This is a genomic window from Gimesia sp. (genome assembly GCF_048260065.1).
Lineage (GTDB): Bacteria > Planctomycetota > Planctomycetia > Planctomycetales > Planctomycetaceae > Gimesia.
The window spans coordinates 97,082-117,212 of sequence record NZ_JBLXHC010000012.1 but is presented as its reverse complement, the minus strand read 5'-3'; the positions used below and the strand labels follow the sequence as shown (position 1 = coordinate 117,212).

At 49.0% G+C, this 20,131-nt stretch carries 23 protein-coding genes; 8 read left to right on the top strand and 15 right to left on the bottom strand.

Annotation, left to right across the window (positions count from 1 at the left end; genetic code table 11):
* Positions 1-54: 54 nt before the first annotated feature.
* The gene (locus ACN0YN_RS21320) at positions 55-1,380 is read left to right on the top strand and encodes an FG-GAP-like repeat-containing protein (RefSeq protein ID WP_417387042.1); all 1,326 of its coding nucleotides are present in this window, start codon (positions 55-57) and stop codon (positions 1,378-1,380) included.
* Positions 1,380-2,024, top strand: a complete 645-nt coding sequence (locus ACN0YN_RS21315; RefSeq protein WP_417387041.1) for a hypothetical protein — start codon at positions 1,380-1,382, stop codon at positions 2,022-2,024. The genes ACN0YN_RS21320 and ACN0YN_RS21315 overlap by 1 nt, the downstream gene beginning before the upstream one ends.
* 18 nt (positions 2,025-2,042) lie before the next feature.
* Here the strand turns inward: ACN0YN_RS21315 and ACN0YN_RS21310 are convergent, their stop codons facing one another.
* Positions 2,043-3,530, bottom strand: coding sequence for a leucine-rich repeat domain-containing protein (locus ACN0YN_RS21310; protein WP_417387040.1), 1,488 nt, complete (start codon positions 3,528-3,530; stop codon positions 2,043-2,045).
* A 79-nt stretch (positions 3,531-3,609) separates the two neighbouring features.
* Positions 3,610-4,212 (bottom strand): hypothetical protein, encoded by a 603-nt coding sequence (locus tag ACN0YN_RS21305; protein ID WP_417387039.1) that lies wholly within the window; start codon positions 4,210-4,212, stop codon positions 3,610-3,612.
* A 391-nt stretch (positions 4,213-4,603) separates the two neighbouring features.
* On the opposite strand from ACN0YN_RS21305, the gene ACN0YN_RS21300 reads away from it, so the two are divergent.
* A complete protein-coding gene (locus tag ACN0YN_RS21300; RefSeq protein ID WP_417387038.1) occupies positions 4,604-5,284 on the top strand; it encodes an EF-hand domain-containing protein in 681 nt (226 codons plus the stop codon).
* 163 nt (positions 5,285-5,447) lie between these two features.
* Here ACN0YN_RS21300 and ACN0YN_RS21295 read toward each other — a convergent pair whose 3' ends face one another.
* The 3 genes from ACN0YN_RS21295 to ACN0YN_RS21285 all read right to left on the bottom strand — a co-directional run bounded on the left by ACN0YN_RS21295 (position 5,448) and on the right by ACN0YN_RS21285 (position 8,050).
* Complete coding sequence (locus ACN0YN_RS21295) at positions 5,448-7,097, bottom strand: FAD-dependent monooxygenase (RefSeq protein WP_417387037.1); 1,650 nt, start codon at positions 7,095-7,097, stop codon at positions 5,448-5,450.
* 62 nt (positions 7,098-7,159) lie between these two features.
* The gene (locus tag ACN0YN_RS21290; RefSeq protein ID WP_417387036.1) at positions 7,160-7,378 is read right to left on the bottom strand and encodes a hypothetical protein; all 219 of its coding nucleotides are present in this window, start codon (positions 7,376-7,378) and stop codon (positions 7,160-7,162) included.
* Between the two features lie 84 nt (positions 7,379-7,462).
* Positions 7,463-8,050: a DUF1990 family protein gene (locus ACN0YN_RS21285; protein ID WP_417387035.1), complete on the bottom strand. Its 588-nt coding sequence runs from the start codon at positions 8,048-8,050 to the stop codon at positions 7,463-7,465.
* Between the two features lie 106 nt (positions 8,051-8,156).
* Here ACN0YN_RS21285 and ACN0YN_RS21280 point away from each other — a divergent pair, with 106 nt between their 5' ends.
* Together ACN0YN_RS21280 and ACN0YN_RS21275 are read left to right on the top strand one after the other, a co-directional pair.
* Positions 8,157-9,203 carry a hypothetical protein gene (locus ACN0YN_RS21280; protein WP_417387034.1) on the top strand — a complete coding sequence of 349 codons (1,047 nt, stop codon included), beginning with the start codon at positions 8,157-8,159 and terminating at the stop codon, positions 9,201-9,203.
* A gap of 437 nt (positions 9,204-9,640) precedes the next feature.
* Complete coding sequence (locus tag ACN0YN_RS21275) at positions 9,641-10,213, top strand: hypothetical protein (protein WP_417387033.1); 573 nt, start codon at positions 9,641-9,643, stop codon at positions 10,211-10,213.
* Positions 10,214-10,260: 47 nt separating this feature from the next.
* Here ACN0YN_RS21275 and ACN0YN_RS21270 read toward each other — a convergent pair whose 3' ends face one another.
* Both ACN0YN_RS21270 and ACN0YN_RS21265 read right to left on the bottom strand, forming a co-directional pair.
* A complete protein-coding gene (locus ACN0YN_RS21270) occupies positions 10,261-10,998 on the bottom strand; it encodes a DUF899 domain-containing protein (RefSeq protein ID WP_417387032.1) in 738 nt (245 codons plus the stop codon).
* Positions 10,999-11,013: 15 nt separating this feature from the next.
* Positions 11,014-11,364, bottom strand: coding sequence for a hypothetical protein (locus ACN0YN_RS21265; protein WP_417387031.1), 351 nt, complete (start codon positions 11,362-11,364; stop codon positions 11,014-11,016).
* A gap of 350 nt (positions 11,365-11,714) precedes the next feature.
* Here ACN0YN_RS21265 and ACN0YN_RS21260 point away from each other — a divergent pair, with 350 nt between their 5' ends.
* From ACN0YN_RS21260 to ACN0YN_RS21250, 3 genes are all read left to right on the top strand, one after another.
* Positions 11,715-12,404: a GntR family transcriptional regulator gene (locus ACN0YN_RS21260; protein ID WP_417387030.1), complete on the top strand. Its 690-nt coding sequence runs from the start codon at positions 11,715-11,717 to the stop codon at positions 12,402-12,404.
* 107 nt (positions 12,405-12,511) lie between these two features.
* Positions 12,512-13,438, top strand: a complete 927-nt coding sequence (locus ACN0YN_RS21255) for a DUF1559 domain-containing protein (protein WP_417387029.1) — start codon at positions 12,512-12,514, stop codon at positions 13,436-13,438.
* A gap of 101 nt (positions 13,439-13,539) precedes the next feature.
* Positions 13,540-13,962, top strand: coding sequence for a hypothetical protein (locus ACN0YN_RS21250; protein ID WP_417387028.1), 423 nt, complete (start codon positions 13,540-13,542; stop codon positions 13,960-13,962).
* A 6-nt stretch (positions 13,963-13,968) separates the two neighbouring features.
* Here the strand turns inward: ACN0YN_RS21250 and ACN0YN_RS21245 are convergent, their stop codons facing one another.
* The 8 genes from ACN0YN_RS21245 to ACN0YN_RS21210 all read right to left on the bottom strand — a co-directional run bounded on the left by ACN0YN_RS21245 (position 13,969) and on the right by ACN0YN_RS21210 (position 19,969).
* Positions 13,969-14,484, bottom strand: coding sequence for an SMI1/KNR4 family protein (locus tag ACN0YN_RS21245; RefSeq protein ID WP_417387027.1), 516 nt, complete (start codon positions 14,482-14,484; stop codon positions 13,969-13,971).
* 165 nt (positions 14,485-14,649) lie between these two features.
* Positions 14,650-15,852 carry an acyltransferase family protein gene (locus tag ACN0YN_RS21240; RefSeq protein WP_417387026.1) on the bottom strand — a complete coding sequence of 401 codons (1,203 nt, stop codon included), beginning with the start codon at positions 15,850-15,852 and terminating at the stop codon, positions 14,650-14,652.
* A gap of 108 nt (positions 15,853-15,960) precedes the next feature.
* Positions 15,961-16,818: a hypothetical protein gene (locus ACN0YN_RS21235; protein ID WP_417387025.1), complete on the bottom strand. Its 858-nt coding sequence runs from the start codon at positions 16,816-16,818 to the stop codon at positions 15,961-15,963.
* A 134-nt stretch (positions 16,819-16,952) separates the two neighbouring features.
* Positions 16,953-17,402, bottom strand: coding sequence for a hypothetical protein (locus tag ACN0YN_RS21230; protein ID WP_417387024.1), 450 nt, complete (start codon positions 17,400-17,402; stop codon positions 16,953-16,955).
* 15 nt (positions 17,403-17,417) lie between these two features.
* A complete protein-coding gene (locus ACN0YN_RS21225) occupies positions 17,418-17,999 on the bottom strand; it encodes a DUF2007 domain-containing protein (RefSeq protein WP_417387023.1) in 582 nt (193 codons plus the stop codon).
* Between the two features lie 36 nt (positions 18,000-18,035).
* Positions 18,036-18,737, bottom strand: coding sequence for a hypothetical protein (locus ACN0YN_RS21220; RefSeq protein ID WP_417387022.1), 702 nt, complete (start codon positions 18,735-18,737; stop codon positions 18,036-18,038).
* Between the two features lie 40 nt (positions 18,738-18,777).
* Entirely contained in the window at positions 18,778-19,479 is a 702-nt protein-coding gene (locus tag ACN0YN_RS21215) for a family 16 glycoside hydrolase (protein WP_417387021.1), read from the bottom strand.
* A gap of 199 nt (positions 19,480-19,678) precedes the next feature.
* Complete coding sequence (locus ACN0YN_RS21210; protein WP_417387020.1) at positions 19,679-19,969, bottom strand: hypothetical protein; 291 nt, start codon at positions 19,967-19,969, stop codon at positions 19,679-19,681.
* Between the last annotated feature and the right edge of the window lie 162 nt (positions 19,970-20,131).

Genomic DNA, 20,131 nt, shown 5'->3' with positions numbered 1-20,131 from the left:
TACAGAGACGGCTCTTTTACGAAATATCATCTAACCATCTGCGAGGATTTTTCGATGACTTCACTTCGCCTGCTTCCTCTGTGTGCATTCAGTTTCTGCCTGTTCATATCCGATCCGACCTTTGCTGATGACCTGTTCGAAAAACCGGTTCGGCTGAAAGCAGAAGGAAAAGTCATCGACACTGGAGACGTCTGGGGGCACAGCAGCCCCTGTATTGAAGATCTCGACGGAGATGGATTGAATGATTTGATTGTGGGGAGTTTCCGGGGTAACTTTCATTTTTACAAAAATACAGGCAGCGTTGATGCACCGGTTTATAAGGATGCCGGAAAAATTCAGGCCGGTGGCGTCGATGCCAAAGTAAATATCTACTGCTGTGTCGGCGGGCAGCCCAGGTTCGTTGACCTGGACGGCGATGGCATCCGGGATTTCATCAGCAGTTCTTATGACCCGGGTACCTGCTTCTATTTTCGCGGACTGCCCGATCACAAATTTGCCGCTCCCGTTGAACTCAAAGACAAAGCAGGGGTTCCCGTCCGCAGCAGCGTCAAACAGAAACAGGATTTCCAGTCGTTCGGCAGTTTTTACGCTCCGGTAGACTGGGACGCGGATGGCGATTTCGATTTGCTGATTGGCTGCTTTGACGGTCACCTGAAATTGCGCATGAATGAGGGGGATGCGAAAAAGTATGCCTTTGCTGATGAGAATCAGACGGTTGAAGCCGGTGGAAAACCACTGGAGGTGGAAAAACACTGCTGCCCGGTCATCGCCGACTGGGACCAGGACGGTTTATGGGACATCCTGGCAGGCAGTGATGCAGGAAGCGTCACCTGGTTTCGCAATACAGGCTCGAAAACCGCACCTCAGTTTGCAGCAGGAAAAACCCTCATCTCCAAACATGACGGGAACGGCTATAACCAGGTAATCTGGAATGAAGATGAGATTGTTCCCGGGATTCGCTCGCAAATTGAAGTCGTCGACTATAACCAGGATGGCAAGCTGGATCTCATTCTCGGTGATTTCACTACAACTTACGATTTTCGTAAAGACCTGACAAAAGATGAAAAAAAACAGGTTGAGAGCATACTGGCCGAAGCGGAAACAATCGGCAAAGCGTATGGCAAAAAAATCGAAGCCTTGCGGGAGGATTTCAAAAAACGCTATCCCGGTGATGAACTTTATAGCGACGAAGCAACCAAAGAATGGTCGGAAGCTTATAAGGCCCTTAAAGACAGCCCTGAAGCCAAAGCGAGTGAGAAATACGATGCGGAATTCGTAAAGCAGATGCGTCCCTTCCTGGCAGGTATGCGCGGCAAGGGAAACCGCAGTTTCGATCTGGCAAAGTCCCACGGTTACGTCTGGCTGTATTTGAGGAAATAATGAACGCTCTGTCTTTGAAACGTCACCCCGTTTCCGGTATCAATGCCACCTTGTCGCTGATTTGCCTGGGCTGTTCTCTGCTTACGTTCTCAGGCTGTGAGCAGGCTTCTGAACAGAAAGTGATTCCGGAAAGCAGCACCACTGTGAATCAACCGGAAGGGGAAACACCTCAGCCACCGGAGCGTCTGCAGGAAAACCAGTCAGTGGTTTCGACGCGTGTCGAAGACCAGCAGGTTTCGATCCAGCTTGAAATTCCACATCAACAAGTAAAACCGGGAGCAAGCTTCCCTGTGACAGTGAAGTTTGATATTACCCCCTTGTGGGAAATCCGATCGCTGGAGGCACAACCCGAAAATGTCGCCACGCAACTCAAACTGGAACTGCCTGAAGGATTTCAGACTCAAGGAGACTGGCAGGCTCCCCCTGCCGGTCGTTCCCAGTCGGCTGACAGCCACCCCGTTTATTCAGGCCAGGTCGAATTTCAACAGATGATTCGGGTAACGAAAGAGGCCCAGCCTGGGGAATATGAAATCAGCAGCCAGGTGCAATATCAGGCCTGCGATGAATTTCGCTGCTTGAGCCCGACAAAACAGAAACTGCATGTTACTGTTCTAGTGGACCGACTCAATTCAGTAAAAGAATGAGAGAAGTGACCAATCGACTTACCGATTGACGTGGCAGATCTGTTCGGTCTTATTGATTTTTTTCAGTAAATTCTGAACAGCTGCATCTGAGACAGCAGTTTGTTTTAGATTGAGTTCGAATAGTTTTGTCATCTTATTAAAGAACTTCAAGCTGGCGTCGGTCACTGCTGTATTATTGAGTGATAATATTTGCAAACCAGTCAAACCCTGCAATTGACTGAAACCAGCATCTGTCAATTTCGTATCATCCAGATAGAGTACCAGCATATCGGATTTCGTTTTAATAATTTCCAGACTGCAATCTGTGATGTCAGTCCCGTTCAATTGAATTGACTTCAAGGCAGGTAATTTCATTAAAGTCTGGACGCCCTGGTCTGATATTTGGCAATTATTGAGTGATAAACCGAACAACATGTTCATTGAGGTCAAATATTTTAGTCCGGCGTCGGTCACCTCCGTGTTACTTAAATCAAGAGTTAACTCAATATGCGATTTTCCTAAGATAGATAAGCCCGCATCAGTTATTTGATTGCCTGACAGATTAATTGATGACCATTGTTTTCCGTTTCGCAGCAGGTATATCAACCCTGCATCAGTAATCTGATTATTGGATACATCCAACATTTCCAAGCTGGGAAAGTCAACGATTTGCGACAGACCAGCATCAGTCAGCTGAGTCTGATCCAAATACAGCCTCTTCAAAGCCGGTAACTCCTTCAGATATTTGATGTCAGCATCATTAATATCTGTTTCTGAAAGGATCAGATTTCTTAATCGAGTAAGTCGCTCTAAATTTTTGAGCCCCGCACCGGTGATTTTTGTTTCATTGAGAAAGAGTTCCTCCAATTGATCCAGATTTCTGAGAGCAGCTAATCCTGAGTCCGTAATTTCAGTCTCATTGAGCATGAGAGATTTGAGATTTTTCAAACCCTGAATTTGCTGCATTCCCTCATCCGTAATTTGAGTTTCATGAAGATAGAGCCGTTCCAACTTTTTGAATTGACTGACATATTGAAGACCACGATCAGAAACTGCAGTCTTTCCTACATTTAACGTATTCAGGTCTGAACTATTTGAAAAATGCTTTAGAGACTCATCTGTAATTTTTGTTCCAGCAAGAGTTAATTCAACAAGCTTTACTTGCGGAAGTTGCTGGATACCAGCATCAGAGATCTGGTTGTTTGTAATAAACAGACTTTGTAAACCCTGTAAATCTCCAAGTAGTGTCAAACCCTGATCCGTAATTTCGGTACCGATAATCCACAAGGAGGTAACCTCAGTCAGTTTGCTGACATGGACAAGGATCGAATCGTCTACTGGAATTTCATTTAACATCACCATACTGACCGTTTTGTCTCCCAGACTTCCGGTACTTTCATCCGTTCCCGGTGCAAAGATGACTTTACCCCCCGCATCTCTGATGGCCTGAATTGCTTTATCTCGAGGAGACTGCATACATCCCTGGCAGATAAAACAGCACAGCACTAAAATCATATTTTTTTTCATTGTGATTCTCTGGTGAGTATCAAACTATTTTGAGTAACTATCAATTGATCAACCTCAAGGCAATAGTTTCGAGTAAAATCTACCCGCTGTCCCAACGTTCTCCCACGAAGCTGTCATTGATCATTTCAATCTGTTCACGGATCGCAGTGATGTGTTCATGATGCAGTCCCAGCGTCAAGACGTTAAATGCCGCCTCCGGGGTGGGATTGTGATAGTATTCATCCGGCGTCCGCGCAGGCATTGTCGTGTCCAGGGGGAAATCAGTGACTCTGACAAATGCCAGAATACAGCAGACCCGCTGAGCATTGTTTAACTCATTGTTCTGCGGAACCGCTGTGCTCTCATACTCCAGGTCGAGTAACCGGTTCCAGACGGAGTGGACGACTTGAGTATCACCGTCGAACAAATCGACTAGAAAAGCAGGCAGGAATTTCAGAAAGCCCCAGTAGGACATGAATACCGGCGCTTCGTGGTGAAAAGAAATCAGACTGTGATCCAGTTGATCCCAGCGTTTCCCCGAAAAGTCCCGGATGATTTCGTCATAGTCATCCCCGCGGCTGTGAACCAGCTGGTCTCCGTCGCAGTCTGTGAAATGAGTCGCCGGTGGAAACGAATCATAAATACTGTCAATGACGATCTCCCGGTAGTCACGATTCCAGTCTCTGTTTTTAACAATAATCATATTGGCATGTCTTCATGTGAAGGAGTTTCACTTCCTGCCTCCATTATAACAAAAGGAAAGCGAAACTCCCGAGCCCAGATTCACTGGTACTCTGTGAATCCGTTTCTACGTTTTTTCCAAATCTCTGGTAGCAACCCAGTTCCGGTTTGCGTTTTTATTATCAGAGGGAAAAGCCTTTAACCATTCTACAGGGCTCCCCCTCATAACCTCTTACTATAACATGACATACAACACAGATCATAAACCCTTGTATTTATACCTGTCTTAAAACATTCGTTATGGAAACCTCTGTTTCCACCTGCTGACGCTTTTGAACGAGCAATCGACTGCAGTATCGGGCCAACTGTATTTTTTAGTTTGACACTTGTTGTCCGATAGGGGGATTTTACTTATGCGAAAAATCAACACGTTGCTCACAATTCTGGCGTTATCGATGTTTGCCACAGACGCCTTTGCCCAGCGAGGAGGCGGGGGTGGCGGCCGTGGAGGGGGAGGTCCACGTGGTGGTGGAGGTGGAGGCCAGCAGATGGGTCAGCAGGGTGGCGGAGGTGGACAGTGCCAGCAGGGAGGCGGAGGAGGCGCTCAGATGGGCGGCAGCATGATGCGTGGCGGTGGCATGAATGGAATGGGAGGCATGCAGACTGACACAACAGACACCACGGCCCTGGTCACTCAAATGATGTTGAGCCTGGATCAGAATCGGGATGGTATGATTGTCGGCAACGAAGTCCCTCCCAAGATGCGTTCCCGCGTGAAAGACGCCGATGCGAATGGAGACGGCATTTTAAATCGCATGGAACAACTGGCCGTCATTGATCGGACTAAAATTCTCAGCGGCCGTTCCGATGTCAACGGGCTCGGTCTCAATGAAGACATTTTCAAGCGACTGGATACCAATCTGGATACCTTTGTCAGTCCAGACGAAGTCCCCCGTTCTCTTCAGCGTCTGTTCCGCACGATCGATACCAACCGGGACGGAAAGATCGATACCGATGAGCAAAAGGCAGCTCTGTACAAGATCAAAGGAAGACTGAACCCGGAAACCCCCCGCGCAAAAGAACCTAAAACTTAAACCTGTGCTGTTGGTGATCATCGCTGTGCCGGGAATCGATTAAGACTCTAAATGGTGTAACTCCTTGGGGCAACTGTTACCTCGAACTCCGAGATCGAGAACGGCAGTTTGCTTAGCCAGTCGACGATTGATTCCCGGCACTTTCTCTTTTTGCCGTTCAGCTTCAACCGGTCTGATGAAATAGATTCTCAAAATAACTGGCGACACGTTCCAGCTCAGGCGGTTCACTGCGGAATGCGATATGACCGTCGGGGCGAATCAGAAACAGGCTGGGATCGATGACACCAAATCGGGCATGCACTGTTCCTTCAATGTCATGCAGCCAGTATTTCTGAAGCAGGGAGTCCGACTTGAACTCTGGTGGCGGGTTTGTCGAAATAATCCAGAAAGCTCCACAGCCCTGAAGAATGGGAGTGAAATCATCGACCGCAGGCAACTCTGTCTGGTCTGTCGCCATCCAGAACAGACTGTGTCCCTCGTTGCAGATCAAATGGCTCAACTGCAGGATTTCTGCTGATCCAGATTTCAGCAGCGGGCCGGCATCAGGAGTGCAATCGCCGGGCAGTGGTCCGAACCATTGTTGCCGGGCATCGTCGCCAGCCGCATGATACCCACTCACCAGAGGGCTGTCGCGATAGTGTAATTCCAGTTCGGATTCTGCCTGGGCTGCCTGCAGCTTGCCCCTGGATGTATACAGCATGGCACATAAAGCACGCTTGACCCGCTCGACAGCAGCCGGGTTATCGGGAATACTGCGCAGTTCTTCTGCAGTGTCTCCCGAAGCGCCCACAGCGTCTGCCGCGGGCCGCCGTTCCTGCTCATAACTGGCGAGCAGTTTCGCATCCGCCGTCCCCTGGATAACCAAAGCCAGTTTCCAACCCAGGTTGAAGGAATCGTGAATGCCCGTATTCATGCCATGCCCTTCAATCGGACTGCAGGCATGTGCCGCATCCCCCGCCAGCAGAACTCGCCCCGATTGATAATGGGCACTCAATTGTCGATATGTGTGGTACAGCATCGGTTCATCCGGGTCCAGCAGCCGCGAACCGGGAGACAGAGAATCGAGACCGGCGTTGATCTGTTCCAGTAGAGCCGCGTTATCGATCTCATCATCGGCCCGGAAATAAATCCGCCAGCGATCCTGTGGCAGGGGAATCGGATTCAAAGCCGGTGCTTCAATCTGAATCGCCGCCCGATCATTAGCATGCTGCCAGTCTTTGATTTGACCATCGATTACTCCCCAGCGCCGCAGATAGCGATGACTTTCCACATCAATGCCACACGCCTCTCTGACCCGGCTGTGAATTCCATCCGTTCCTACCAGCCAGTCTGCGATTACAGTCTGTTCTGTTCCCTCTGTGGATCGCAGCTGCGCAGTAACCTGTGATTCATTCTGCTCCAGGCCGCTCAGTTCCCACCCCCGTGTAACGGCACCTCCCAGTTCAATGAGTCGCTCGGTCAGGATTTCTTCCGTTTCATTTTCCGATAAATTCAGGTCGTAAGGATGCCGGCACTCCAGGCTGTTGAAGTCCGTCTGCGCGACGATCTGACCATAGGCGAAGATATTAAAGCCCCGCATCAGATGCCCCCGCTCCAGAAACGCATCGATGACGCCCATCGACTCGAAGATTTCCAGAGAGCGGCTGTGAATTACGGTCGCACGATCAAACGGCAATGGCTCCGGACGCCGGTCGATCAGCAGAAAAGCAATGTTCCGTCGTGCCAGTTCCACAGCGAGAGAGAGCCCCGTCGGACCGGCACCGACAATGAGTACCGGAGTGCGTTCAGGCAGACTCGAATTTCCCTTCGACATCGGCTTCCCTTCAATGAAGAGTCTGTTTAAATAGCAAAGTCAGAGCATCGAGAAAATGATAGCTAATCTAAGGGATGCCTGCTACTGCGCCTGTCGCAGAGATGCCCGATGCCCACTCCCAGCAGTGACGTCAGGATGCACACCAGCACGATCACCCGGATTGGCAGACTGTCGCCATGTATCCAGTTCACTCGAAACCAGTCAGCGATCACAAACATTCCCACAAAACCAAGCGGCAGTCCCGCAATGAATCCACCAATCCCGAGAATGATTTTAAACATGTGGTTTCGCCTTTCACTTCTCAACGGGAATCGTTCTGAAGCGCACCCTTTTAATTATACCCTTTTCTGACGAAATCCAGCGAGTTAATTCCTGGCTTTTGAGACTGCAGACAGCATCGCCTGCAGTGATTCACGCGCAAACTGTTTCTGCTTGCGGCGTACATAGGGAGCAGCGATTTTGGATAGCAGTTGCTGCGGTCGCGAGAACGCATAAAGATCGTACCAGACCGAATCATCGTCGGCCCGCCATTCCACCTGAAAACGTTCTTCGCCACACTCTGCATGCTCAGGCAGTGTGCCATACGCGAACGCAAAACGTTGAACGGGTTCCGTCTCTTCCAGCGTATACACAACCCGACTCGCATTCAGAACCCACAGACCCAGCGCGTGCGCCAGAATTGCCACCGTCTGTCCCGGCTCTGGTAACGCGTCGGGACGATGCAGGCTCACCCAGTTCAATCGAAAATGCTGCCAGTCACACAGCGCCCGCCTGGCCTGTTCATAAACGGCTCTCCCCTGCCCCAGACAGATCCGGTTATGATCGACCTGAAATCCATCAGGCGGAGTTGGTGCCCGGGTTGCTCCGATCGAGGAGTAGGTCAACTCCAGCTGAGACTGAATCGCGATGAATTCGTTGATCTGTTCTGCAGAAGGTTGCTGAAGAAGAAACATGGTTTCCTGATTTTTTCGTAAAAGTAATGAACCGCCGGCAGCGAACTTGCGTTACCATAGATAGAGATTAAGCAGTAGATTCTCTCAACAGAAGTGTATGGGCTCTATGGACCTGATAAATCCCAAGATGGTTGAACATGGAGGAATGGAGGCTGAGTGCAAAGCCTTTCGGATACGGAAAAAATACCGAAATGGTGGTGTGGCGGGGCTGACTCTGGCCTCAATCATGGCTATCGGCATGATGCTGGAAATCAGGGCTGAAGCGCCCCCGGATCGACAGATGTCACAAATGATATTTGCAGGTTCCCTCTGCACTTTCTTCGCGAGCATTTCTCTCTGGATGGTCCTATCATATTATTTCGATTCTCTGACGATTCAAGGCAGTAAGGTTATTGAGCAGGGAGTCCTGCTGCGGAAAGAACTCGACCTGGAACGCATCAGACAGCTCCGCTGGATCGCCAGTCCCTCTGGTGGTATCAAACTGAAAACCCTGACTGATAAAACCACGATCTATCTTGAAAACTTTCCGTGTGAAGATCGACTCTGGATCGTGGAATATCTTCGAGCGCAGATTCCCGAACCAAATCAAGAGGGCTGGGATCTGTTTTGTCATCGTGTGGCGATGCCGCTCAGGCGATATGATCCCCAGGCACTGCCTGTCCCGGATAATGATGAAGTCCTGCTCACCAGGAAACGCTGGGACCGGCTTCTGATTCCTTGGATTCTATTATTTACAGTGGGGGGAATCCTTGCCGCCTGGAAGTTTAACCTACCGCACCTCTTGTCTGCTCCTTTACTGCCAATGATTGTCTGGTTGTCCATGCGTTATTCCACTCCCAAACAGGGAATGGTATCGCAAAAACTCAGTGCGGATAAAGAGTCCCGTTCATATCTCATTTTTCTGGGAGGAATGCTTGTAGCATACTTGATATTATTGAATGGTCTGAAGTTTATCGCTAACCCACCTGTCAGTGAATCTACAATTATGTTCTGTTTGACAGTAATCTGGTTTGCAGTCGTGCTCTGGAAAAGCCACCGGATCGAAAAAGCTCAACAAAAAAAACGACTGGAAGCATCGAAAGCTTCTGTCGCAGAATGGGAAGCCGGACCTTCTCCTCAGACTACGGACAGAAACGTGGGTTCGAGATTATGATGGAGCGACCTGAAATTTCAGTTGTCCCAGTCGATATGGATCAAATCGAACAAGTCATTCAGCCACAAAAGCAGTTTCGTACTGACGGGATTATTAATCTGGTCTTTTTCTCTCTAATATCCATCGGTGGTGGGCTTGCAATGTGGCTCTCAGCACCGGTCGACCGGAGAAACTATGCTTTTCTGATTGTGGGCATTTTATACCTTCCGATAGCATCCATCTCTATCTGGAGTATCCTGGTCTGGAAGGGTGTCTCAGTCATTCTTCACGGTGGTAATCTGATACTGCAAGGCATCTTTTCCAGGCGCGAACTAAAACTGTCAGAGATTGAGGTTATCCGGTGGAGCCTGTATTCTCATGGTCAGATTAAAGTCCGAGCCGTCTCCCAAACCGGTTGTATCAACTTGTTCTATTTTAAAAAAGAAGAACAACTCTGGATGATTCAATTTTTCCGAAGTCACTTCCCGGAAACCCAGCAGGAAAACTGGCCGCTGTTCTGCCATAAGATTGCACTACCACTCCGAAACCGACATTTGAATAAACCACGAACACCTCGGCCCGATGATTTTCTACATACCCGAAAGCGCTGGGACAAATTAACCATCATCTTTGCCACTGTGACAGCTCTGATCAGCATTCTGCCAGCCTGGTACTTTCAACAAATCAAATACTTACTGTTACCAATTCTGCCACTGTGTGGCTGGTTTGTCCGTTATTCGATTCCAGAGGAAGGCATCCCTGTTTCGACAAGTGAAAATAAAAACTTCAATGAAGCAGCTTATTTCTTTGGCATCTGGTCACTGGCATGGCTCATCATTTATCTTCCCTTCAGATTTGAACTGCTACCTGCTCCCGCCGGAATCAGCGTTGGCTGGACAATCACTTTTATCTGGATCCCCGGCTTGTACTGGAGGCTTTTTCTGATGTACCGGAGAGAACACCAGAGGGACCTGGAGGATGCGAATCTGTCAGTACAGGAATGGGAAGTCGGCAATTCGTCTTCCGACTGACGTCTGACCGACTCCCTCCTTCATTCTGTTCTGCAGCATCTCTTTCGTTAACCGTATGTTGGCTTCTGTGGCCAACCCACGGGGGAGTCTTCGAACGCTTCCTGGCGACCGTAGGGTGTGATATCCAGCAGGCTGTAGGCATTCGTCAGACCTTCACAGCCTCGCGCAAAAGTGGAATAAGTGTGATAGATGTCATCACCCATCCGGAAAAAGACGCTCATGCCATGCATTTCACCCGACAGAAAATAGGGCTCGTCATTTTGGCGCTGCTGAAGTTCCGCCTGGGAACGATAGTTGTATTGGGGCGGCGTGATCTTGTCATCGAGCGTCACATGGAAATCGTAGTTGAAATCGTTGCCATTGGAAGAAACCCAGGTCCGGTCCCAGCCCTGATCGGCCTTCATCTTCAACAGTTTTTCCAGCGGTGCCCGTGAAATCAAAGTAAAAGTCGTATCGCGTGCGTTGAGCATCGACAGATCCCCCATCGCATTGATCAGCCCCGTGCAGCCTGCACAGCCTTTCTCCCAGTCAGGGGCAAACATGAAGTGATAGACAATCAGCTGGCGACGCCCTGCAAACAGATCCAGCAGACTCAGCTTGCCATCGGGCCCGTCGAACTGGTAATCTTTCTCCAGCTTGACCATCGGCAGCTTACGCCGCAGCGCATTGACACGGTCCAGCTGCTGCGTCAGTTTCTTTTCAGCAGTTAACAGATCCAGTCGTTCGCTCAACCACTGTTCCTGGGTCACAATCTCGGGATGGGCGACAGCGTTTTCGGTACTCATAGTAATTCTCCTCGGTTAAGAATGTTTTCGGTAAGGGAACATTGCTCTGCCGGTCAGCGGGTGGGCAGAGAGGAAATGTTTCAGCCGCAGGAACACAAACAGCGTCAGGACCAGACAGCTTGCCACGATCAGGAACAGCCTGAGCCAGGCTGCAACGGCCAGTGAAAGTCCGACTCCGGTGAAAAACGTCACCCAGGCGGCGACACAGACCGGGCATTTGGGCATCAGAATCAGAACCAGAGCCGACAGAACGGAAGCGAACGTCTGCCGATACCCGGAACCTCGTTTTCGAGGCGGGATCTCGGCTGATGTCCCCGAATGAGTCAGGCGATCTGTCCGACAGCAACAGGCATCGTCAAGTTTCATCAGCTGCTCCTGATAACAGGGTGAGTTGGTGTTCTACCCTGTAGTCGATTCACTCGCAGTCGAATCGACAGGAATCAAATCTTTTTTCCGGCATCTCTTTTCAGTGGAATCCCTTCTCAATCTGTAACCGAACACAGCCGGACTGACTGTGACCCTAAGCTCATACGTACACTTCATTTAATGACCTTTTCCCGTGTTTCGTTAGGCGGTATTTTCGGCTTCGTTCATATCGAGTTTTCCATATTCTCAGGAATATTCTTGACTTATGACGCAAATCAAGTATTGTCGACAGTGTCGACAATTTTTCCGTTAACACAAACTTCAAACTTCATACTTCAAACGGGTTCCCCATGTACGAAACCCTGCAAGCCAAAGCCTATCGAACGATTCGTGAGCGACTGCTTTCCGGCGTTGATCCTCAGGGAACACGTATTTCCGATTACGTCTTATCGAAGTCCCTGGGAATCAGCCGCGCCCCCATTCGCGAAGCGATGAACCGGTTGATTTCAGAACGGCTTCTGGTTCAAAAAGCTGGTTTAGGGGTGTTCGTTCCCCAGCCCTCTCGCGAGGAAATTAAAAACCTGTATCAGGTTCGTGAGTGGCTGGAAATCGGCGCATTGGAAACGGTTGTCGGCCGGTTGGACCCTGCAGCGTTGCAGATCATGCAGGATTCCTGTTCCGCGATCCGCAGGATGGCTGAAGATCTGGAGCAAACCAATTCGTGCCTGGAGCGCGGTACATCCTTTCCCCGCCTGAGTGTCGCCGATTCTGAATTTCATCTGACAATCATGCGGGCGACGGATAACAAACTGCTGCTCGATCTGATTCAGAGCAATCGGGTTCTTGAGCAGGTCTGGGATATCAGCGTCCGTACCTACTCTGCCGAAGTCGTACATCGCATCTGTGATGAACACGAAGAAATCCTGGCAGCAATTAAAAGCCGCGACCTGGAACTGAGCCGGCAGACTCTTTGCAATCATCTTCGGATTGGACGTAACATTACCCTGCGTCATTACGATCAACAATTGCTTCAGGATTGAAGCCACCCTTTACATACTGAAAGTGAACCACTTGAAATAAGACCTATTTCGATTTCGAAATACAGCTCGAATCATTACACAGTAAAGCCAAATGCCTGGAAGGAGATATGATGAAATCGTCGAGCCGAAAAGCAGGATTTACTCTGATTGAATTACTGGTTGTCATTGCCATTATTGCGATTCTGATCGCATTACTGTTACCGGCGGTCCAGCAGGCACGCGAAGCAGCGCGGCGGAGCACGTGTAAAAACAATTTAAAGCAGATCGGTCTGGCGATGCACAATTATCATGATACACATCGTGTGTTCCCGTTTGCTTATCGCCTGGGTAATAATAAAAAACGGACCTGCTGGTTTCATATGATCCTCCCGTTTATTGACCAGGCGCCGCTCTATAACAAATTCGTAGCCGTTCCGGATGTATCTGCGAACGAGTACATCAGTCGTCCCGGCTTTTCAGCCATTTATACGGCGGTTGTGCCATCCATGATGTGCCCATCAAATCCGGGTGTTCCCGGTCGCAGTGTCGGGGGAGCCGTCGGTTCATTTCAAGGCAGTTATGGTGTCTGTTATAGCGGAACCCAGCGAACCGGCATCACCATCAATGTCACAGACGGCATGTTCTATTACAATTCGTGTACCCGGCTCCGCGACATCCTGGATGGTTCGTCTAACACCATTCTGGCCAGTGAAGGAATTGTGCGTCCAAATACAAGTACCACTAAATATGGAGAAATTGGCGGCTACTGGGGCGCCTGCTACTGGGGTTCCTGTGGATTCACAACAGCAGAACCTCCTAATACGACAGTGGCAGATGTGAATTACAGTTGTAAAACCACATCTCTGGCGAATGCCCCCTGTACGAATAACACAACGGCAGGTCAGCAGTATAATTTCGCCCGCAGTTATCACGTAGGGGGAGTCCATGTTCTGCTGGGGGACGGAACGGTCCGTTTCATCTCGGAAAATATTGACACACCCACATTTCGAAACCTGGGCAGCATTGCGGACGGAAACGTACTCGGCGAGTTTTAACCAGTTCCCGTTTCAGAGTCGTTGCCCACCACACCGTCATCAATCAGAGTATCTGATATCAATCAGGTTCTATAGATTCCCTGTTTTAGAAGAATTAAACGATGAAATACCTGCGAGAATTCTGTTTTGTCATCTGTCTCGGACTGTTGTCAGGTGGATGCGGAAGCCCCTCTGGTGATGCACCAGTGACTTATGAAGTAAACGGGACCGTTACCTTAGACGGTGAACCGGTTTCAGAAGGAGCGATGGTTTTTCTGGATGCGGAAGGAAACGGCAGAAGTTTCGGAACACGCATCGAAGCAGGCAGTTTTTCCACAGCCATGACAGCCGGCAAGAAAAAAGTGGAAATCACGGCAACGCGGGAATCAAAAACGAAAATGGAACCCGGCCCCAGCGGTGGACCTCCTGTCCCCGCACTGGAACAGTATATTCCGAAAGAATACAACACACAGACCACACTGGAAGCAGAGGTCGGTGCAGATGGAGAAAACGAGCTCAAGTTTGATTTGAAAAGTAAACCATAACTCAGGTCAACGATTCAGTTCACAGTCCCTCCCCTTCAGATCGTCGAGAACATGACTGTAGACGCCTTGCTCATCTGGTCGACTAAAGTAATCAGCTGGGTGCAGCAGACATCCTTTTTCCTGAATTTCTGCGACGACTTTTTCGATCCAGTCACATAATGAGTCAGCAACCTGGACCAGAACATCGGGTGAATGGTTCATAAACAGCACGCTCCCCTCCGGGAAGTCTGATTCCTTTGTCGCGATGCAGGTAAAATCTCCATTATCAAAACTGTGAAACAGAATTATCTCTTCCACATACTGCAGTACCTCTGAGTCATACAGCTCTTCCAAAAAAAGCTCCATGCCGTTGGTGACAGCATAAAATTCGCGCAGTTCCTGAGGAAGAGGCATCTGCTTCATCAGACTTTCCAGCTCTTCCGCAGACAGCGGTTGCTGCAATTCCACAACAAGTTCCCCGCCATCCTCATCTTCCGCCGTCAGATCGGATATTTCCTCCAGTAGTTCTTTAATGCGTGACATCGCACCACTCTCTCAATGATTGGGTTTTTATGACAAATAACAAGTTTTACTTCCAGAGCACATCACAGTTCAGTATTGCGTCTCTCTCTATCCGGCTCGCTCTGCTGTAGCCAGACTGCAGACAGTCTAAACAGCTCTGATGGGTGCAACTACTGTTTTATCTGATTATTTCGTGGAAACAGGAGCGACGTCCTGTTTCGAACGAGAGAAGCTGCCCAGTTTACCTGCCATCAATGCACCATATTTAATCATGGGGCGCTCAATCAGATAATAAGATAACAGGGCAATGAAATAACTGATCACAACTGAAACAACAACTAACAGCAGACCAAGCAACAGGGGATAATCGCCCGTGATCTGCGGACTGACGATTGCCAGTAGCCCCCAGGCAAGCCAGTAGAGAATGATAAAGTGATAAATGTAAAATGAGTAAGACACCTGCCCCAGTTTACGAACCAGCGGAACGTCTAATACCCGGCTCAATGGAGGATTGGACCTTCCATCGGCAATAATGGCAATCAGAAGCGTAGCAGATACCGCTTCCAGCAAAAGAACACAGAACAGATTTCCGGGCGAGAATACAGAGCCAGCCGAGATCAGACAGACAATACTGATCAGAAACAGTGCATTCCAGACCTTCTGATGGACATGCTGATTCAGTTTTTCCATCAAGGTCGGCATCATCAATCCCAGGTAAAATACATATCCATACAGAAAATAGAGACTGCCCGGGAAAAGCCCACGAATCAGGCTGCAGCCGAGCAGAAGCAACAGGATCAGCAAATTCGCTTTTGTCCCCACGCTACGGCTGAGATAATAAGCCAGCGGGAACACGGCGGACATGACCAGTTCCACCTTCAATGTCCAGGCCACCTGATTCAGGTTGGTTTCCAGCAACGCATAATTGGCCAGTACGTTGTCCAGGGTAAGCGGATTCTGATACCAGGCTTTGAACCAGACAGACGTATTGGGATACGCCGCATAGGTATAAAAGCAGCTCAGAGAGACAATCATCAGCGACAGGCAAACCAGATGCGCAGGATAAATTCGAAACAGACGTTTCACATAAAAGGCAAAACAGGTTCCGACTGATTTTGATTTTCGATCCAGTGACAACCCGAGCACAAAACCACTCAAAACGAAAAAGACCGTCACCGCCGCGCCACCATTAAAGGGAATGAGCAGCAGTCGCGTGATGATCGCCTGTGTGCCCTGCGTCTCCCATAACGGGGTCATCCAGATTATTTCGTTCTGATTGACGGAAAAAACAATCAGACAATGCCCGACTGCGACCATCAGAGCAGCAATGCCCCGCAATGATTCGAGCCTGGTGATAAACATGGTCTGTTTCCGTCTGTCTGTGGTCATAGCTGTGAACTCAGGTAGTTACCTCAGTTTAGCCATCCCCAAGGGGCAGACACAAACAGAAAAACGAAGCAGAACAGCGTTTCCAGTCTGAATTTTGTCAAAGTCAGTTTATTTCACCGGTTTCCCATTCCGTCGATCAAATTGAAACGGTTCTGTTGAATTATCGGTCACGGTGACTTTCAGGGGTGGTGCGATCCCCCCCTGATCGACTTGAACACGCAGCAGATTTTTCGCAGTAAAAGGACGATCATAGATCCAGGTATGTCCGTCACCATGGATGTAAAGAATCGGCTTGTTAAAGGTAATTGCTTCTGCATTGAAGGGGTCGAAAAAGTCATTATGAATTTTCACAGGTTTGGCATGCCCGAAAATGACCAGACTACTGATTTCCTTACCGAAGCGACGCAGATTGCTGCGTACCCAGTCCAGATTCTCGGCGTGGCGCTGTTTCCATTCCGCAGGATCGTGAACCCGACCGCCAACCAGATTCAGACCAATGAACAGGACATTCCCTTTCACAAAGGAAAAATTCTCTTCCCGTTCCAACTGGCGAAAGATCCGAAAAGAATGCTGCCAGCGACGATCGAATCGCATGAAATATTGTTCCCAGAATTTCCAGGCTTCCGTGGGATTGGCACAGTCGTTCCATTCGTTGTCTCCCGGAATAATAAAGACCGGGACCGTTGATTTCGCCAGCATGCCCGCGACTTTCGCATAAACGCCTTCATTACAGGGGGTACTCCCCGTTTTGATATCGCCAACATGTACAACGAATTCCGCATCGTCCGGCAATTCCGAAATCTGTTTCGGCAGCTCGATATCTTCCGCTGGTTTGTAGGGAACGTCCCCCATCACATAAAAAGTGACCTGAGTTTCAGGTTTGCTACTTTGGCTATCATCTTTCTGAGCAAAAGTGGTGGAACCGTACAGCAACAGGAACGCCAGTAAAAATAGACGAAATCGCATCGTTTTGTCTGTCCTCAAGCAGAATTGAATTAAAGTGCCACTCCCCCGGGTCGGAAGCATGCACTAAAAGCATGATGCGCGAAGAAGAGAACAGCAAGCGTTCAGCGATGAATATTGTGATTCGCGAAGTGAATTTATCCGAACAGTTTACTGGCTGTCGGGTAGACGAATACAAACCAGTAGCCGCTGAGAAAACTGATCGCGGCGAAAAAAGCACAACTGGGATTGAACCTGTTCCCGAAGATCATAAAAGCAATCCAGATCACACCAATCGAAGTGATTGAACCCTTCCAGACATACTGCCAGGACGGACAGTGTTCTGCAAGCCGCTTATGCCTTTCTATGGAATCAAGGGACGATTCGCCTTCAACCAGAGATTTCCCCTGATCACCATTCAGGCCCAGCTGAGTGAGGGTGATGACAAACGGTAAAAAAAAGAATCCCGCCATGAAAAACAGGATGACGTTTGCATTTTCAGAATTCAACATTCGAAGTAACGCATGTGTCTCGTCAAAGGTGGAGAAAGTCATGACTGCGCTATAGAGCAGTGCCAGAGGTCCGAAGAGTGAGAACATATTTGTCATCAGATTTTCTGCCTGTTACTGAAACTGCATAAAGAACCGACTGGAAGCGTCGATTGCCAGAAACAGTAATACCAGAATCATCCACGTATTCATAAAGTAACTGATCCTCACTTTGCGCCGCTGTTCGAACGACAGGTTCTCTCCTCTGAAAGCAATCTTTATCAGCAGCAGGAGCGAATACAGTTGCAGAGGAAATAATAGGATGCCATAGACGGCCGTCTTCCAGGCTCTGTCGACCATTTCATTCAGATCGGAATCAGGGGTCTTTGCCGCACTTTCTTCTTCGGCTGCTTCGTCTTCTTCCCACTCACTGTCAAATTCTTCTGCTTCTTCGTCCAGACCTGCTGGATTGCGCCAGTCCGCTTCGGTAATCGTCACCGGTTCATGGCCGTTTACAACGTCGAATGCACGCGGCGCATCTGACTCGGCAACCTGCACCTTGACCCCGCCGATTGCATTCCCCAGGTACCAGGCCATGCCCACCGCAGCTTCATCGGACATAAACGATCGAATACCCGCCGCTTCCAGCTGATTCTGAACCAGACTCGCTTCCACAGGTGAACTTAACGTCGCAACAGTGATTAATTCTTGTGACACAATAATATTCCCCCATTCGATCTAACATGATTCCATTCAGTTTACTAGTGGAACTGATTCTATCGTGAAACAGGCTGGACAGATTTGATAGAGAATTAAAACGCCTTCTTCTCCGCCCCAGAGGCTGATGACTTTATCTTCTGGCTCACCTCTGACTGATGCCAGATAATCCATGGTTTCTCCGCAGGCTTTACACTTGGTATGACCAAATATTTGCATCTGACTCACACCGCCATACAGAGCACAAAGCTGATTTCTATCTGGGGAAGAGGCGGCGTCTTCCTGATCTTCAAGCTCATCCAACCAGAATTCTTCCAACTCTTCGTCAAAGACAACTTCTTCAGGTTCGCCTAACAGGATGGCTTTGGACTCAGGCAATACATCCGGATATTTGCCATCCGGTAAAAAAGGAGCGTCATTCCTGACCTTCAAATCATCCTGATATATAAATTCCACTTCAGAGTCTGACTTGAGCCGATACTGAATTAAAGGTTGTTCATATTGAAAGGCATTGTACAGACACAGAAAACGGCAGCCTGGTATTACCAGGGGAATCGCTGGATCAGCTAAATCAATCGTATACAGCAACTGCCAGGGAGCCGTCCCTTCTGGCGGAATAACACCGTCATGTGGTGGAATTCCACCAAACTTATGTAAGTAAGTTGAATCTTCAAAAGGGACAGCAGAGAGCATATTACTCATCACTGCATCATCCTGGTCATAAAACAACTCAAGCATCTGATGCCATTCTCATTTATTTTTTATGATCAAAACCGTTTTATGGCACTTTGACAATCACATTATCATAGTGAATCGACTCTTTCGGTGTGACCAGGCCAATCTTGTCTTTGGTCGCATGCGCGATTCCAGGTGACTGCAGGGAACCGATCAGCTTGCCATCGATAAAGGCCTGCATCAGATCTCCTTTGATGCGGACGGTAACGGTATACCACTTGTCCTTTTCCAGCTTCACCGGGAAAACGGCCTCCGACTTTTTCAGAATAGCCTGTTCTTCCGGCGTCAATTTTTCTTTCGCCTGGCGTTTCTTGAAGATCTCATTGTTAAACACGCCAGTCTTACCATCACGCAGAGTGACTTTGGTGGGCGAGACAACCACGCGACACAGGTGCCCCGCATGCGATCCTTTAAACTTGTGCTGGTTGAATGTCAGGTTGGTGGAAGGGGAACCCGCAAACTTGAGATCAACGGTCAGCTCCACATCGCTGTAAGGTTTGGTCAACAACTGATGCACGGCGGCATGTCCGCCATCCTTGAGCTCCACCCCCTGCAGGACACCATCTTTGATGACGGAAGAACTCTTGTAGAGATTCCATTGCTTGCCCAGCTGGGGTTCTGAGAAATCATCAGTAAACAGTGTTTCCTGGAAGTAATCTGCGGGAATGGCTTCGGGGGCTCCCGCGAAAGCCGAGAGCGGAGAAAACAGACAGACCAGAGTCAGCAGACTACGTTCAAATGGCATGAGGAGCACCTTTATGATTAGTTTGAAGGAATGGATTCAGAAACAGGTTCCATGAGATAAGATTTATTTTATCCCGGTCAGAGACGCAATTCACTCCTGAAGCAGAAAAAGTGATCAGATTTCCAGAGGATATCCGCTGGGTATCACTTCAGAATCGAATCCAGTGCAGAAAGACAATTCCAGTCGGAATACTTACATCTCACATCGTTTTACTGAGTTCATACACATACAGGACCGGCATAACCAGCAGGAACAACCAGCCGATCAAATCCAGGATCGAAGGGGGCGAATCGCGACGCAGTCCGCGTGTGAGTCCGGTGACGGACAGGGATTCTTTATTCCAGATAATGACCAGACCGGGCAGCGACATCAGTACGGCAAATGTCGCCTCCCAGAGTCTGCTGTCAGAAAACTTACCAATCGTCGCGCCCAGAATACCGTTGGCAACCACAACCAGCAATGTGATGATTCTTTCTTTTGTGAGTCTCATGCTGCAGCCTCCCCTTTGTGGTTACGTCCGACTTCACTGCTTCACTGTATTCATGATACGAAAAAGAGGATCGACGGCAAATTCCGGATCGGAGAAAGGAGAAAGACGGGGGAAAGAATCAATCTAATCGATGGTCAGTCAGCAGGACTGTCTGTTTTAATT

What these genes read in the sequence shown, in the direction of transcription:
- ACN0YN_RS21275 (WP_417387033.1), top strand. Translation starts at nt 9,641, where the DNA reads ATGATTCAATTTTTCCGAAGTCACTTCCCGGAAACCCAGCAGGAAAAC.
- ACN0YN_RS21250 (WP_417387028.1), top strand. Translation starts at nt 13,540, where the DNA reads ATGAAATACCTGCGAGAATTCTGTTTTGTCATCTGTCTCGGACTGTTG.
- ACN0YN_RS21320 (WP_417387042.1), top strand. Translation starts at nt 55, where the DNA reads ATGACTTCACTTCGCCTGCTTCCTCTGTGTGCATTCAGTTTCTGCCTG.
- ACN0YN_RS21215 (WP_417387021.1), bottom strand. Translation starts at nt 19,479, where the DNA reads ATGCCATTTGAACGTAGTCTGCTGACTCTGGTCTGTCTGTTTTCTCCG.
- ACN0YN_RS21300 (WP_417387038.1), top strand. Translation starts at nt 4,604, where the DNA reads ATGCGAAAAATCAACACGTTGCTCACAATTCTGGCGTTATCGATGTTT.
- ACN0YN_RS21245 (WP_417387027.1), bottom strand. Translation starts at nt 14,484, where the DNA reads ATGTCACGCATTAAAGAACTACTGGAGGAAATATCCGATCTGACGGCG.
- ACN0YN_RS21265 (WP_417387031.1), bottom strand. Translation starts at nt 11,364, where the DNA reads ATGAAACTTGACGATGCCTGTTGCTGTCGGACAGATCGCCTGACTCAT.
- ACN0YN_RS21235 (WP_417387025.1), bottom strand. Translation starts at nt 16,818, where the DNA reads ATGCGATTTCGTCTATTTTTACTGGCGTTCCTGTTGCTGTACGGTTCC.
- ACN0YN_RS21285 (WP_417387035.1), bottom strand. Translation starts at nt 8,050, where the DNA reads ATGTTTCTTCTTCAGCAACCTTCTGCAGAACAGATCAACGAATTCATC.
- ACN0YN_RS21295 (WP_417387037.1), bottom strand. Translation starts at nt 7,097, where the DNA reads ATGTCGAAGGGAAATTCGAGTCTGCCTGAACGCACTCCGGTACTCATT.
- ACN0YN_RS21260 (WP_417387030.1), top strand. Translation starts at nt 11,715, where the DNA reads ATGTACGAAACCCTGCAAGCCAAAGCCTATCGAACGATTCGTGAGCGA.
- ACN0YN_RS21305 (WP_417387039.1), bottom strand. Translation starts at nt 4,212, where the DNA reads ATGATTATTGTTAAAAACAGAGACTGGAATCGTGACTACCGGGAGATC.
- ACN0YN_RS21310 (WP_417387040.1), bottom strand. Translation starts at nt 3,530, where the DNA reads ATGAAAAAAAATATGATTTTAGTGCTGTGCTGTTTTATCTGCCAGGGA.
- ACN0YN_RS21220 (WP_417387022.1), bottom strand. Translation starts at nt 18,737, where the DNA reads ATGCTTGAGTTGTTTTATGACCAGGATGATGCAGTGATGAGTAATATG.
- ACN0YN_RS21210 (WP_417387020.1), bottom strand. Translation starts at nt 19,969, where the DNA reads ATGAGACTCACAAAAGAAAGAATCATCACATTGCTGGTTGTGGTTGCC.
- ACN0YN_RS21315 (WP_417387041.1), top strand. Translation starts at nt 1,380, where the DNA reads ATGAACGCTCTGTCTTTGAAACGTCACCCCGTTTCCGGTATCAATGCC.
- ACN0YN_RS21270 (WP_417387032.1), bottom strand. Translation starts at nt 10,998, where the DNA reads ATGAGTACCGAAAACGCTGTCGCCCATCCCGAGATTGTGACCCAGGAA.
- ACN0YN_RS21230 (WP_417387024.1), bottom strand. Translation starts at nt 17,402, where the DNA reads ATGACAAATATGTTCTCACTCTTCGGACCTCTGGCACTGCTCTATAGC.
- ACN0YN_RS21280 (WP_417387034.1), top strand. Translation starts at nt 8,157, where the DNA reads ATGGACCTGATAAATCCCAAGATGGTTGAACATGGAGGAATGGAGGCT.
- ACN0YN_RS21255 (WP_417387029.1), top strand. Translation starts at nt 12,512, where the DNA reads ATGATGAAATCGTCGAGCCGAAAAGCAGGATTTACTCTGATTGAATTA.
- ACN0YN_RS21240 (WP_417387026.1), bottom strand. Translation starts at nt 15,852, where the DNA reads ATGACCACAGACAGACGGAAACAGACCATGTTTATCACCAGGCTCGAA.
- ACN0YN_RS21290 (WP_417387036.1), bottom strand. Translation starts at nt 7,378, where the DNA reads ATGTTTAAAATCATTCTCGGGATTGGTGGATTCATTGCGGGACTGCCG.